The organism is Pseudomonas silensiensis (genome assembly GCF_050434865.1).
Classification (GTDB): domain Bacteria; phylum Pseudomonadota; class Gammaproteobacteria; order Pseudomonadales; family Pseudomonadaceae; genus Aquipseudomonas; species Aquipseudomonas fluorescens_W.
The window spans coordinates 87,630-101,306 of sequence record NZ_JBNDJH010000011.1; the positions used below are offsets into that span (position 1 = coordinate 87,630).

Consider the following 13,677-nt stretch of genomic DNA (forward strand, 5'->3'; position numbering starts at 1 on the left):
CAATGTCGCTTTCGCGCGGCTATAAATAATTGGAACTTTTGCCAAAGGCCCAAGATCAATAGACGGTGCCTGAAAAGAAGGACAGTGTCGGCTTCGGGGTGGACTTGCGGTTTGGTCCTTCCCGGTGAATCCGATGACAAGATTATTCGCGCAGCCGGGTCATGCCGAGCTGCGCTTTTCGTGCGTGCCAAATCAGAGCCCGCAGGAAACTTGCTTGGAGGGGGAGAACTTTTGCGAAAAGCCCGAGTCTATGTTTGCAAGCCTGGTCGTTTAGTTATGCAAGTCTCCTCCAAGCTTATCGAGGAGTGTTCATGCTAACCCAGGAAGAGGATCAGCAGCTCGTCGAGCGCGTTCAACGCGGCGACAAGCGAGCTTTCGATCTGCTAGTGCTGAAATATCAGCACAAAATTCTCGGGTTGATCGTGCGTTTCGTGCACGACACCCATGAAGCCCAGGATGTGGCACAGGAAGCCTTTATCAAGGCCTACCGCGCACTTGGCAATTTTCGCGGGGACAGCGCGTTTTATACGTGGCTTTACCGCATCGCCATCAACACGGCGAAGAACTATCTGGTTTCACGCGGCCGTCGGCCGCCGGATAGCGATGTCAGTTCCGAGGATGCAGAGTTCTACGATGGCGATCATGGCCTCAAGGATCTCGAGTCGCCAGAGCGTGCATTGCTGCGGGATGAGATCGAAGGCACCGTCCATCGAACCATCCAGCAACTTCCAGAAGATTTGCGTACGGCTTTAACTTTACGTGAATTCGATGGTCTGAGTTACGAGGACATTGCAGCGGTCATGCAATGTCCGGTGGGTACCGTGCGCTCCCGGATTTTCCGCGCTCGGGAGGCCATCGATAAAGCCCTGCAGCCGTTGTTGCAGGAAAACTGAGACAGCGGCGATAGCCAAGAGAGGAACGCCATGAGTCGTGAAGCCCTGCAGGAATCGCTGTCCGCAGTGATGGATAACGAAGCGGACGAATTGGAATTGCGTCGGGTATTGAATGCCTTTGACGATGTCGAAACCCGTGATACCTGGGCTCGTTATCAAATCGCTCGGGCAGTTATGCACAAGGATTTGCTGCTTCCACGTCTGGATATCGCTGCGGCAGTCTCTGCTGCGCTGGCTGACGAAGCTGTACCAGCAAAAGCTTCCCGTGGTCCATGGCGTAGCCTGGGTCGTTTGGCGGTCGCTGCTTCGGTAACCCTCGCCGTACTGGCAGGTGTTCGTCTGTATAACCAGGACGAGATCGCTGGGGTCGAATTGGCTCAGCAATCCAGTCAACCTGGTCTGGCCGTTCCTCAGGTCAAGGGTCCAGCTGTATTAGCAGGCTACAATGAGAGTTCGGAAGCCACTGGCCCTATGGCCAACGGCGTATTGCAAGGTCAGCCAGGCTGGCACGATCAGCGTTTGCCAGGCTACTTGCGCCAACATGCTCAACAGGCTGCACTGAAAGGTACTGAGAGCGCTCTGCCTTACGCTCGTGCAGCCAGTCTGGAAAACCGTTAAGGAGGATCATGCGCGCCATCCCTCTACTTACGCTTCTGCTCGGTGGCTGGTTTGTTGTTCCAGCCCATGCTGATGAAGCCCAGGACTGGTTGACCCGTCTGGGCCAAGCCGAGCAACAGCAGAGTTATCACGGTACATTCGTCTACGAGCGTAACGGTAGTTTTTCTACCCACAACATCTGGCACCGTGTCCAGGATGGCAAGGTCCGCGAGCGGTTACTCCAGCTCGACGGCTCGGCACAGGAAGTCGTGCGCATTGATGGGCGTACTCAATGCGTCAGCGGCATTCTGATCGCAGGGCTTGGAGATTCCCCCAGCTCCTCTGCTCGGGCACTCGATCCACAAAAGTTAAAGAATTGGTACGACCTTGCCGTCATTGGCAAGTCGCGTGTGGCCGGGCGTGCGGCAGTGATCGTTTCACTGACACCTCGCGATCAACATCGCTACGGTTTTGAATTGCATCTGGATAAAGAAACCGGCCTGCCTCTCAAATCATTGCTTCTGAATGAACGAGGGCAGTTGCTGGAGCGATTCCAGTTCACACAACTGGATACCGCCGATGTTCCGTCCGACAGTGACTTGCAGCCTGGCGCCGATTGCAAAACGGTTGCCCTCGACAGTGACAAGGCTTCTGCAATCAAGGCTGCGCAAGTATGGCGTTCGGACTGGTTGCCACCTGGTTTCGAGCTGACCAGCAGTACCTCCCGCAAGGATCCAGAGACCAAAACCCAAGTCAACAGTCTGATGTATGACGACGGTCTGGCCCGTTTCTCGGTTTTCCTTGAGCCGTTGAATGGCGCAACCATTACTGACACTCGCACCCAGTTGGGGCCGACCGCCGCAGTCTCCCGACGCTTGACTACCCCGCAAGGCGAAATGATGGTGACCGTGGTCGGTGAGATTCCGATTGGCACCGCTGAACGGATTGCGCTATCCATGCGCAGCGACGCCACTGCAACCAAGTAGTGAGCTGAAATCGAAATGTTTGGTGAGCATTTCAACTTGCAAATATTCCCGAATTTTTCTATAGGTCAGAGCCTCTCGGCTCTGGCCTTGTTTGTTGTTCCCGGAACAAAAATACCGGCGTATCGTTCCCGGTGTTCCTTGCTCCATATCGCTTAACCATGCTCGTCGTAACGGGAGCCGTATGTCGATACCACGCTTGAAGTCTTATCTCTCAATTTTTGCCACCGTGCTGGTGCTTGGTCAGGCGGTCGCTGTTCAGGCGGCCGAGTTGCCTGACTTCACACAGTTGGTCGAACAGGCCTCGCCCGCGGTGGTGAACATCAGTACCACGCAGAAACTGCCGGACCGCAAAGTGTCGAGCCAGGAGATGCCTAACCTTGATGACTTGCCGCCAATGCTGCGCGAGTTTTTTGAGCGCGGCATGCCGCCACAGCCTCGTACGCCACGCGGTGATCGTCAGCGCGAAGCCCAGTCCCTGGGGTCGGGCTTCATCATCTCGCCTGATGGCTACATCCTCACCAACAACCATGTAATCGCCGATGCCGACGAAATTCTCGTTCGTCTCGCCGACCGCAGCGAATTGAAGGCCAAGCTGATCGGCACCGATCCACGTTCCGACGTGGCGCTGTTGAAAATCGAAGGCAAGGATCTGCCGGTCCTGAAACTAGGCAAATCCCAGGATCTGAAAGCCGGCCAGTGGGTCGTGGCGATTGGCTCTCCATTCGGTTTCGACCATACCGTGACCCAAGGTATCGTCAGCGCTATCGGTCGCAGCCTGCCGAACGAAAACTATGTGCCGTTCATCCAGACCGACGTGCCGATCAACCCGGGTAACTCCGGTGGTCCGCTGTTCAACCTGGCCGGTGAAGTAGTGGGCATCAACTCGCAGATCTACACCCGTTCCGGCGGCTTCATGGGCGTGTCGTTCGCGATCCCGATCGACGTCGCCATGGACGTTTCCAATCAGCTCAAAAGCGGCGGCAAAGTCAGCCGTGGCTGGTTGGGTGTGGTGATTCAGGAAGTGAACAAGGACCTGGCCGAGTCGTTCGGTCTGGATAAGCCAGCCGGTGCACTGGTGGCTCAGATCCAGGATGACGGCCCGGCTGCCAAGGGTGGCCTGCAAGTAGGGGACGTGATCCTGAGCATGAACGGCCAACCGATCGTCATGTCTGCCGATTTGCCACACCTGGTGGGCGCGCTGAAGGCCGGCTCGAAAGCTGATCTGGAAGTGATTCGTGAAGGTAAGCGCAAGAATGTCGAGTTGACTGTCGGCGCTATCCCGGAAGAAGGCAAAGAGCTGGATGCGCTGCCGAAATCCAGCACCGAGCGCAGCAGCAATCGCTTGGGTGTTTCCGTGGTCGAGCTGACTGATGAACAGAAGAAAACCTACGACCTCAAAGGCGGTGTCGTCATCAAGGAAGTCCAGGACGGTCCTGCTTCTCTGATTGGCCTGCAGCCAGGCGACGTGATCACTCACCTGAACAATCAGGCAATCGGTTCCACCAAGGAGTTCACGGATATCGCCAAGGCGCTGCCGAAGAACCGCTCGGTGTCGATGCGGGTTCTGCGTCAAGGACGCGCCAGCTTCATCACCTTCAAACTGGCTGAATAATCCGGTTGTTGGCTGAATAAAAAACCGCCTCGAAAGAGGCGGTTTTTTTGTGTCTGAAATTTTTTTCTGACAAGCGTCAGCCCATCATGTCCTTGATCATGCGCTCTTCCTCCATCAGCTCACGTTGTCGTGCGTCGATCCGCGACGACAGCGGGAAATTGGTACCTGCCTTGCGCTTGGCGAAGTCCAGTTGCTGAATGGCCTGACGGTAATCCCCGACCAGGGCGAAATACTCGGCGCGGGCCTGATGCAGGCCGATGATGTTGCCTGACAGGCCGCGAGTCTCGGCCACCATGTACCAGACGTCCGGATCGTCCGGACGGCTCTTGAGCAGACTCTCCAGTGCTTTTTCCGCGTCGGGCGCACGGTTCTGCTTGAGCAGCAGATCGACTCGCACCGAATTCAGCGGGTAGTTGCCGGGATACTGCGTCAACATCCGGTCAACCCGGGACTGGGCGTCCGGCAGACGATTGTTGGTGATGTCCAGATCGACCTGCGCCAGGTTGTAGATGATCTCGTTCGGCGACTTGGCCAGCAGCAGCTTGAGGTTTTCCCGTGCTTCATTCAGCTGGCCGCCCTTGATCTGGGCGATGGCCAGGCCATAGCGAGCGACATCATTTTTCGGGTTTTCATCAAGCTGGGCGCGAAAGCGTTTGGCGCCCAGGCCTGGGGTTTCTTCATAGATCAACTGGACCCGTGCACGAATCAGCTGATAACGCATCGTGTCTTCGATGCCGCCGGGTTTTGCCTGTTCGGCGCGGTTACGCGTATCAGCGATCCGCGACTCGGTCACCGGGTGAGTCAGCAGAAATTCCGGTGGCTTGGCGTCAAAGCGGTATTGGCGCGCCAATCGCTCGAACATGGTCGGCATCGAGCGCGGGTCGTAACCGGCCTTTTCCAGATTGAGGATGCCGATGCGGTCAGCTTCCTGTTCGTTCTGGCGAGAGAAACGCCGCTGTTCCTGAGCGGCCGCCGCCTGCGTGCCCGCAATGGCTGCAATCCCGGCATCGCCGGCGCCGGCTGCGGCAATCACGATCCCGGCCAGCAGCGCGGCCATCATTGGCACCTGCATACGCTGTTGGGCTTCGACGCCACGGGCGAAGTGGCGCTGCGACAAGTGAGCCAATTCGTGGGCGAGTACCGAGGCGTATTCGCCTTCGGTCTGGGCGTTGAGGAACAAGCCGCCGTTAACCCCGACAATGCCGCCCGGTGCTGCGAAGGCGTTGAGTTGCGGGCTGTTGATCAGGATGAATTCCAGGCGCCGGTCATTGACCTGGCTGGTCTCGACCAGCCTGTAGACGCTGGATTCGACGTAGTCCTTGAGCTGCGGATCGTTGAGCTGCGAAACCTGGCTGCGCAACAGAGCCAGCCAGGCACGGCCCAACTGGTGTTCCTGTTGCGGCGAGACGATGGCAGAACTGGCGTCGCCGAGTGACGGCAAGTCGTCGGCGAAGCCCGGTGAGGCGAGCAGGCAAGCGAGCGTCAGCAGGGTAGGGCGCAAAAAAGTCATGCACAAAGCCTTAGTCGACAAAGACCTTACTGTAGCCGGACACTACGCTTCGGACCAGATATTCTAGCCGCTCGACCCCCTGACCCCGGAGTGATGCAATGACCGACGCTGTAGCCCATGACGCCGAGCTCGACGCCAGTGGCCTGAACTGCCCCTTGCCGTTGCTCAAGGCCAAGATGGAACTCAATCGACTGGCCAGCGGCGCAGTGCTGAAGGTAATCGCCACCGATGCGGGCTCACAGCGCGACTTCCGCACCTTTGCCCGATTGGCCGGTCATACGCTGCTTCGTGAAGAAGATGAAGCGGGTGTTTACCGCTACTGGTTGAAAAAAGCCTGAATTCTGCTGCGTTCGTTTCTAAGGATTATTGATGTTCAAAGTGTTACGCGACTGGATTCAGCGCTACTTCTCTGATGAAGAGGCCGTTGTGCTGGCGGTCCTGCTGTTTCTGGCGTTTACCGCCGTGTTAACGCTGGGCGGCATGCTTGCGCCAGTGCTGGCCGGGATGGTGCTGGCGTATCTGATGCAGGGGTTGGTCGTCACTCTCGAGCGCCTGCGCATGCCGGGCGGGGTGGCGGTGGGGTTGGTCTTTGCATTGTTCATGGGGCTATTGCTGGTGTTCATCGTGGTTGTGGTGCCGTTGCTCTGGCATCAGTTGATCACGCTGTTCAACGAGTTACCCGGCATGCTCGCCAAGTGGCAGTCGCTGTTATTGCTGCTGCCAGAGCGCTACCCGCATCTGGTATCCGACGAGCAGGTGCTGCAGGCCATCGAAGTGGCGCGAGGCGAGATCGGCAAGTTCGGTCAGTGGGCGCTGACGTTCTCGCTGTCGAGTCTGCCGTTGCTGGTGAACATCATGATCTACCTGGTGCTGGTGCCGATCCTGGTGTTTTTCTTTCTCAAGGACCGGGAGATGATCGGTCAGTGGGTGCGTGGTTACTTGCCCCGTGAGCGGGCGCTGATCACCCGCGTCGCTCATGAGATGAACCGGCAGATCGCCAATTACATTCGCGGCAAGGTCATCGAGATTTTCATTTGCGGTGGCGTGACCTACATCGGTTTCGTTGTGCTAGGCCTCAACTACGCGGCACTGCTGGCATTGCTGGTGGGCGTGTCGGTGGTGGTGCCTTACGTCGGCGCTGTGGTGGTGACCGTGCCGGTCATGCTGATTGCGCTGTTCCAGTGGGGCTGGAGCGATCAGTTCATCTATTTGATGGCGGTCTACGGGATCATTCAGACGCTGGACGGCAACGTGCTGGTGCCGCTGCTGTTCTCGGAAGCGGTCAATCTGCATCCGGTGGCGATCATCTGCGCGGTGTTGTTGTTTGGCGGGCTGTGGGGGTTTTGGGGCGTGTTCTTTGCGATTCCGCTAGCGACCCTGTTCAAGGCCGTACTGGACGCGTGGCCGCGTAAAGAGCCGATAGTGGCGCCGCTGTTGTAAGGAGCCTGTGGGAGCGGGCTCCCACAGACGCCAGATATTCAGGCTTTGTTTAACGCCTGAGCCGCAGCCAGAACAGCATCCACATGGCCCGGCACTTTCACACCGCGCCATTCCTGACGCAGCACACCGTTCTTGTCGATCAGGAACGTGCTGCGATCAACGCCCATATATTCTTTGCCATAGAGCTTTTTCAGCTTGATCACGTCGAACTGCTGGCAGAGCGCTTCTTCCTTGTCGCTGATCAGCTCGAAGGTGAACGCCTGCTTGGCCTTGAAGTTTTCGTGTGATTTAAGGCTGTCGCGGGACACGCCGAAGACTTCGGTATTGGCGGCTTTAAAAGCATCAAGCAGATCACGAAAGCCCTGACCCTGGGTGGTGCAGCCCGGTGTGCTGTCCTTCGGATAGAAGTAAATCACCACTTGCTTGCCTTTGAGGCTCGCGAGGCTGACGGTCTGCCCGCTGGTGGCGGGCGCTTCGAAGTCGGCAACCGGTTGGTCGATGGCAACGGCCATGAAAGCTTCCTTACATTGGGTTTTGTGGGCGCCACGGTTCGATCAGGGCATCCAGGTTCAGCGCGTCGGCGAAATCCAGGAACTGATCGCGCAGCCAGCTGATCTGCACACCGGCCGGCAAGGTCACGGTAAACGTGGCATTGAGCATGGTGCCGCCGGTTTGCGGAGCCTGATAGGTGTCGCAGGTCAGGTTCTCGAGCTCGACGTTGTGGTCCATGAAGAACTGGCACAGCTCGTTGATGATGTCCGAGCGGTAAGCCGAGCTGACATACGCGACGTACGGCAGGGCTTGAGGACGATTCTCCAGCGCCGCACTACGCACCACATTGACCGTAAAGGCGTGCTTCTTGGCGAGGCTCGGCAGGCTGCCTTCGAGGCGCGCCAGGGCGTCCCAGCTGCCGGAGATCTCGAGGATCAACGCACTGCACTCGCCATGACGCGTCAGGCGAGAGGTGACCACGGCGCAGCGGTTTTCATGGCTGGCGCGGCACAGGACGTTAGTCAGCTCCATGGGGTTGGCGCCGAGGGCACTGATGACAAGGAATTGTTCGCGAACTGTGGGGGTGGACATGCAGCATTCCTAAAGCGATGAGCGGTCGATACTTCTACGGGCTTTTTTTACCGGGGGCGAGCCTGCGGATGCGAATTCAGAAAACCCGGGCCGAAGGTTGCAACGTGCTCCAGAGTGGCAGGAGCGAGGGGTGGCAACGCTGGATCGGGGCTTGTGATGCCGAAAATGGAGGCTGGAACCCGGCGTACGAGCTTATCAGTACCGATCAAAGTCTGAAGGGTAGCGAAAAGCAGCGCCAAGGGGAATGGCAGCAGCGCAGTACTTCGCTTGTACAAGCATCTTGGCGCCAGTACCATTACGGCTCTCTTTTTCCGGCAGGAGCGGTTGCATGATTGCGGGCAGTATGGTGGCACTGGTCACACCCATGGATGCACAAGGTCGTCTCGACTGGGACAGCCTGAGCAAACTGGTGGACTTTCACCTGCAGAACGGCACCCACGCGATCGTGGCCGTCGGCACTACAGGTGAATCGGCCACCCTTGACGTGAACGAGCACATCGAAGTGATTCGTTACGTGGTCAAGCAGGTTGCAGGGCGCATTCCGGTGATCGCCGGTACCGGCGCCAACTCGACTCGCGAAGCCATCGAGCTGACCACCAATGCGAAGACCGCTGGCGCCGATGCCTGCCTGCTGGTCACTCCGTATTACAACAAGCCGACCCAGGAAGGCTTGTACCAGCACTTCAAGGCCATCGCCGAAGCCGTCGACATCCCGCAGATCCTGTACAACGTGCCGGGCCGTACGGCCTGCGACATGCTGACCGAAACCGTGATCCGCCTGTCGACCGTGAAAAACATCATCGGCATCAAGGAAGCCACCGGCGACCTGAGCCGTGCCAAAGCCATCATCGACGGCGTGAGCAAAGACTTCGTGGTGCTGTCGGGTGACGACGCCACCGCAGTCGAGCTGATCCTGCTCGGTGGCAAAGGCAACATCTCGGTGACCGCCAATGTCGCACCGCGCGACATGGCCGACCTGTGCAACGCTGCGCTGAAAGGCGACGCTGTCACGGCTCGCGCGATTCACGAAAAGCTGATGCCGCTCAATAAAACCCTGTTTATCGAATCCAACCCTATCCCCGTGAAATGGGCACTGCATGAAATGGGCTTGATGCCGGACGGTATCCGTCTGCCGCTCACCTGGCTCAGTGCTGCCTGTCACGAACCGCTGCGGCAGGCCATGCGCCAGTCCGGCGTCCTGGTTTAATTGAGGAAGTACTACGCATGAAGCGATTGGCCGGACTTTCCGCACTTGCCTTGATCATCTCCAGCACCAGTGGCTGCGGATGGGTCTGGGGCCCGGAAGGTTATTTCCGTGACCGCGGTAGCGATTACCTGGAAGCGCAACAGACTGCACCCATGCAACTGCCGCCGGATGTCAGCACCGCCAAACGTCTGGATCCGCTGTTGCCGATCCCACGCAACGTGGCCGATGACTCCGTCAAGGGCGAGTACATCGTTCCTCGTCCGCAGCCGTTGTCGGCATCGGCTGACGCCAGCGCCTACTCCCTGCAAAAGACCGGTGATTCGCGCTGGATCGTCGCTCAGAACCCGCCGGCCGAAGCCTGGCCAGTGGCCGTGCAGTTCTTCCAGGACAACGGTTTCCGTCTGGACGAACAGCGTCCGCAAACCGGCGAATTCACGACCACCTGGCAGCATTCCGACGAACTGTCCGCCGCGATGGCCAAGCGCCTGAGCGCAGCCGGTGTCGGCGCCGACAGCGAAACCCGCGTGCGGGTCCGCATCGAGCCAGGCGTGCAGCGCAACACCAGTGAAATCTACGTGGTCAGCGCCGAGCGTCCTGCCGGTAGCACCTCCGACGTGGCCTTCACCAACCGTTCGGTCAACACTGGCCTGGACGCGGCACTGGTCGACGACATGCTCGCGAGCATGAGCCGCACTTCGGAGAAGGGCGGTTCGGTCTCCATGCTGGCTTCGCGTGACTCCGATACGCCAGGTCGTGTCAGCCTGAGCGAAGACGGCAGCGGTAACCCTGTCCTGAACGTCGGCACCGATCTGGATCGTGCCTGGTCGAGCGTCGGTCGTGCGCTGGAACAGGGAGAATGGCGCGTTGAAGACATCAACCGCAGCCTGGGTCTGTACTACATCAACCTGTCTGAAAAAGCCGAGAAGAAAGACGAGAAACCTGGTTTCTTCAGCGGCCTGTTCGGCAGCGCGCCGAGCAAGGAAGAAGTTGAAGCCCGTGCCGAGCGTTATCAGGTTCGCCTGAGCAAGGTTGGCGACAACGTCCAGGTCACCGTCGAGAAAAACATCAACACCGTGGCGCCAGCAGACGTGGCGCGCAAAGTGTTGAGCGTGATTCAGGACAACCTGGGCTGATCACATGCGTTTTGCCGTTCTCGGCAGCGGTAGCCAAGGGAACGGCACGCTGATAGCCAGCGCTGACACGTATGTGCTGGTGGATTGTGGTTTCTCCCTGCGGGAAACCGAAAAACGCCTGCTGCGCCTGGGTGTGAACCCTGCGCAGCTGAGCGCGATACTCGTGACCCACGAACATGCCGACCACGTGCATGGCGTGGGTTTGCTGTCTCGGCGCTACAATCTGCCTGTCTACCTCAGTCGCGGTACCCTGCGCGGGATGCGCAAACCAATTGAACCGGCTGGCCTTCTGGCTGGCGGCGAGCAACTGCAGATCGGCGCACTGAGCATCGGCGTCATTGCCGTGGCCCATGATGCACAGGAGCCGACGCAATACGTCTTCAGTGACGGTGAACGGCGTTTCGGCCTGTTGACCGACCTGGGCTCGTATTGCAACAAGGTGCTGGACGGCTATCGGGACCTCGATGCGTTGATGATCGAGTCCAATCATTGCCGTGACATGCTGGCTCGCGGTCACTACCCCTACTTTCTCAAGCAGCGGGTGGGCGGTGAACTGGGGCATTTGAACAACCATCAGGCGGCATTCCTGGTGTCCGAGTTGGGCTGGCAAGGCCTGCAACACCTGGTCCTGGCCCATCTGAGCAGCAAGAACAACCTGCCGCAGCTGGCCCGGCAATGTTTTGTCGACACCCTCGGGTGCGACCCGGACTGGCTGCAACTGGCCGATCAAGATTCAGGGCTCGACTGGCGACACATCGCCTAGCCCACCTACTTAGCAAGCGGAGCCCATCATGGAAAAACGTGAAGAACTCTACCGCGGCAAAGCCAAATCGGTTTTCAAGACCGACGACGCTGACCGCTTGATCCTGCTGTTTCGCAACGACACTTCGGCGTTCGACGGCAAGCGCATCGAGCAGCTCGACCGCAAAGGCATGGTGAACAACAAGTTCAACGCCTTCATCATGCAGAAACTCGAAGCAGCCGGCGTGCCGACCCAATTCGACAAACTGCTGGGCGACAATGAATGCCTGGTGAAGAAGCTCGACATGATCCCGGTCGAGTGCGTCGTGCGTAACTACGCCGCCGGCAGCCTGGTCAAGCGCCTGGGCGTCGAAGAAGGCATGAAGCTCAACCCTTACACCTTCGAACTGTTCCTGAAGGACGACGCCAAGGGCGACCCGTTCATCAACGAATCCCACGTCGTGGCCTTCGGTTGGGGCACCGCCGAGCAACTGGTTCGCATGAAAGAACTGTCGCTCAAGGTCAATGAAGTCCTGAGCAAACTGTTCGACGATGCCGGCCTGCTGCTGGTCGACTTCAAACTGGAATTCGGCGTGTTCTCCGACGGCTCGATCGTCCTGGGCGACGAATTCAGCCCGGACGGCTGCCGTCTGTGGGACAAGGCGACCGGCAAGAAAATGGACAAAGACCGCTTCCGTCAGGGCCTCGGTGACGTCATCGAAGCTTACGAAGAAGTTGCCAATCGCCTGGGCGTACCGCTTTAATCGACGCAAGCATCTGATAGCACGGAAAAATTTCGCTTAGGGGGTTCGCTTCCGGCAAAAGTGTTGTTATGATGCGCGCCGTTGGAGAGATGCCAGAGTGGCCGAATGGGACGGATTCGAAATCCGTTGTACCTTCACCGGTACCTAGGGTTCGAATCCCTATCTCTCCGCCATTATTGAATAAGACTAAGCCCCTGAAATTGTTAAAAGTTTCAGGGGCTTTTTCGTTTCTGGCGTTTCGTTTCAGGGCAAATTGGCCGCCTGTTTTCCCGGCGGTATCGCTCTTTGCTATCGAATCTGAACCCTCGCCTGGATCACCCACAATCCCAGCAAAGTCAGAACAGCAAAGCCCCCGCCCATCAAGAAAGTGCCTTGGAAGCCTACTGTGTCCCACAATGCCCCAGCGATGACGCTGGCCAGCAGCAAGGTCAACCCGGTCAACAGATTGAACATGCCGAATGCCGTCCCGCGCAGTTCAGGCGGCGCGCAATCGGCGATCAGGGCGGCGAATATCCCTTGGGTAAACCCCATGTGCAGCCCCCATAGAACGACACCGACGGCCAGGCCATCGATACCCGGCGCGAACGCCAGAGTCAGGTCGGCAGCAATCAGCAATATCAGACCCACGCCGAGCACCGCCACGCGGCTGACACGATCAGACAAGACCCCGGCGGGATAGGCTGACAGTGAATACGCCACCCCCATCAGGACAAGCACCGCTGGCGCCCACATCGGCGCCAACCCGACGGCCTGGCCGCGCAGAATCAGAAAGGCTTCGCTGAAACGCGCCAGGGTGAACACCGCCGCGACACCCACCACCCACCAGTAGCCAGCGCCCAGTCGGGCCAATTCCCGTCGGCTCAAAGGCACCCGCACCCGGTGCGTCCCTTCCACTTGTTTGGGCTCATGAACGAACACCAGCAGCACCGCGACGGCAAGGAAGGCCGGGATGACGGCCACCCAGAACACAGTCTGGAAGTGGTTCGCGGTCAGCCACATCAATCCGATCGCCAGCAGCGGTCCCAGGAATGCACCAACGGTATCCAGAGTTTGTCGCAGGCCGAATGCTGCCCCCCGGATCTCGGGCGGCGTGATGTCAGCCACCAACGCATCGCGCGGAGCGCCGCGAATACCTTTGCCAATGCGGTCGATAAAGCGAGCGCCGGTCAACCACTCCAGCGAGCCCGCCAAAGGAAAGATCGGTTTGGACAATGCTGCCAGTCCATAGCCCAGCGCCGCGAGCAGTTTGCGCTTGCCCAATCGATCACTGAGTGCCCCGGAGAATACCTTGGTGATCGAGGCCGTAGCTTCGGCTATGCCTTCGATGAGACCCACCGCCAGAACTGAGGTACCCAGTACTGTGACCATATAGAGCGGCAACAATGCATGGATCATCTCTGAGGAGATGTCCATCAGCATCGAGACGAAGCCCAACGCCCAGATGCCGCCAGGCATGGTGCGCCAGACGTTGCCGGTTGACGTCTTCTTGATTGGCGCAGTAACCGAAGTGCCATCCGACTTGTCAGTGGTTTTCATCATGAGCCTCGAAAGCCTGTTTGGCATAGGCCTCTAATAGCGCCTCGCACCCCTGCAGCCGCGTTGCCGCTACCTCCGCCAAGATACGCTGTATCGATGAGTGAATTCGATCAACAGATTGCGCAATCTGTTGAACAGAGTCGCCTTTCTGTCAGCGATCCCTCATGAGTTTTTT

At 58.5% G+C, this 13,677-nt stretch carries 14 protein-coding genes and 1 tRNA gene; 11 read left to right on the top strand and 4 right to left on the bottom strand.

Going from position 1 to position 13,677, the window contains the following annotated elements:
• Positions 1–311 precede the first annotated feature (311 nt).
• From rpoE to QF010_RS17295, 4 genes are all read left to right on the top strand, one after another.
• Positions 312–893 (top strand): RNA polymerase sigma factor RpoE/AlgU, encoded by a 582-nt coding sequence (gene rpoE, locus QF010_RS17280; RefSeq protein WP_007944079.1) that lies wholly within the window; start codon positions 312–314, stop codon positions 891–893.
• Positions 894–923: 30 nt separating this feature from the next.
• Complete coding sequence (locus QF010_RS17285; protein ID WP_033054066.1) at positions 924–1,511, top strand: sigma-E factor negative regulatory protein; 588 nt, start codon at positions 924–926, stop codon at positions 1,509–1,511.
• Positions 1,512–1,519: 8 nt separating this feature from the next.
• On the top strand, positions 1,520–2,476 hold the full coding sequence (locus QF010_RS17290) for a MucB/RseB C-terminal domain-containing protein (protein WP_429533593.1): 957 nt from the start codon (positions 1,520–1,522) through the stop codon (positions 2,474–2,476).
• Positions 2,477–2,657: 181 nt separating this feature from the next.
• Positions 2,658–4,088 carry a DegQ family serine endoprotease gene (locus QF010_RS17295; RefSeq protein ID WP_033054064.1) on the top strand — a complete coding sequence of 477 codons (1,431 nt, stop codon included), beginning with the start codon at positions 2,658–2,660 and terminating at the stop codon, positions 4,086–4,088.
• Between the two features lie 76 nt (positions 4,089–4,164).
• On the opposite strand, the gene QF010_RS17300 is transcribed toward QF010_RS17295, so the two are convergent.
• A complete protein-coding gene (locus tag QF010_RS17300) occupies positions 4,165–5,598 on the bottom strand; it encodes a M48 family metalloprotease (protein ID WP_429533594.1) in 1,434 nt (477 codons plus the stop codon).
• Between the two features lie 98 nt (positions 5,599–5,696).
• Here QF010_RS17300 and QF010_RS17305 point away from each other — a divergent pair, with 98 nt between their 5' ends.
• Together QF010_RS17305 and QF010_RS17310 are read left to right on the top strand one after the other, a co-directional pair.
• Positions 5,697–5,936, top strand: a complete 240-nt coding sequence (locus tag QF010_RS17305; RefSeq protein ID WP_007930235.1) for a sulfurtransferase TusA family protein — start codon at positions 5,697–5,699, stop codon at positions 5,934–5,936.
• A 31-nt stretch (positions 5,937–5,967) separates the two neighbouring features.
• The gene (locus QF010_RS17310; protein ID WP_033054061.1) at positions 5,968–7,038 is read left to right on the top strand and encodes an AI-2E family transporter; all 1,071 of its coding nucleotides are present in this window, start codon (positions 5,968–5,970) and stop codon (positions 7,036–7,038) included.
• 38 nt (positions 7,039–7,076) lie between these two features.
• Here the strand turns inward: QF010_RS17310 and QF010_RS17315 are convergent, their stop codons facing one another.
• On the bottom strand, positions 7,077–7,550 hold the full coding sequence (locus QF010_RS17315) for a peroxiredoxin (protein WP_429533595.1): 474 nt from the start codon (positions 7,548–7,550) through the stop codon (positions 7,077–7,079).
• Between the two features lie 10 nt (positions 7,551–7,560).
• On the bottom strand, positions 7,561–8,121 hold the full coding sequence (locus QF010_RS17320; protein ID WP_008034925.1) for a glycine cleavage system transcriptional repressor: 561 nt from the start codon (positions 8,119–8,121) through the stop codon (positions 7,561–7,563).
• A gap of 328 nt (positions 8,122–8,449) precedes the next feature.
• Between QF010_RS17320 and dapA the strand changes: the two genes are divergently transcribed.
• The 5 genes from dapA (at position 8,450) to QF010_RS17345 (ending at position 12,139) form a co-directional block, all read left to right on the top strand.
• Positions 8,450–9,328 (top strand): 4-hydroxy-tetrahydrodipicolinate synthase, encoded by an 879-nt coding sequence (gene dapA, locus QF010_RS17325; protein WP_033054058.1) that lies wholly within the window; start codon positions 8,450–8,452, stop codon positions 9,326–9,328.
• 17 nt (positions 9,329–9,345) lie between these two features.
• On the top strand, positions 9,346–10,461 hold the full coding sequence (gene bamC, locus QF010_RS17330) for an NlpB/DapX family lipoprotein (protein ID WP_033054057.1): 1,116 nt from the start codon (positions 9,346–9,348) through the stop codon (positions 10,459–10,461).
• Positions 10,462–10,465: 4 nt separating this feature from the next.
• Positions 10,466–11,224: an MBL fold metallo-hydrolase gene (locus QF010_RS17335; protein WP_008153089.1), complete on the top strand. Its 759-nt coding sequence runs from the start codon at positions 10,466–10,468 to the stop codon at positions 11,222–11,224.
• Positions 11,225–11,252: 28 nt separating this feature from the next.
• A complete protein-coding gene (gene purC / locus QF010_RS17340) occupies positions 11,253–11,966 on the top strand; it encodes a phosphoribosylaminoimidazolesuccinocarboxamide synthase (protein ID WP_008034929.1) in 714 nt (237 codons plus the stop codon).
• A gap of 83 nt (positions 11,967–12,049) precedes the next feature.
• Positions 12,050–12,139 (top strand) — tRNA-Ser (locus tag QF010_RS17345).
• Between the two features lie 115 nt (positions 12,140–12,254).
• On the opposite strand, the gene QF010_RS17350 is transcribed toward QF010_RS17345, so the two are convergent.
• Positions 12,255–13,421: an MFS transporter gene (locus tag QF010_RS17350; protein WP_429533634.1), complete on the bottom strand. Its 1,167-nt coding sequence runs from the start codon at positions 13,419–13,421 to the stop codon at positions 12,255–12,257.
• Positions 13,422–13,677 lie beyond the last annotated feature (256 nt).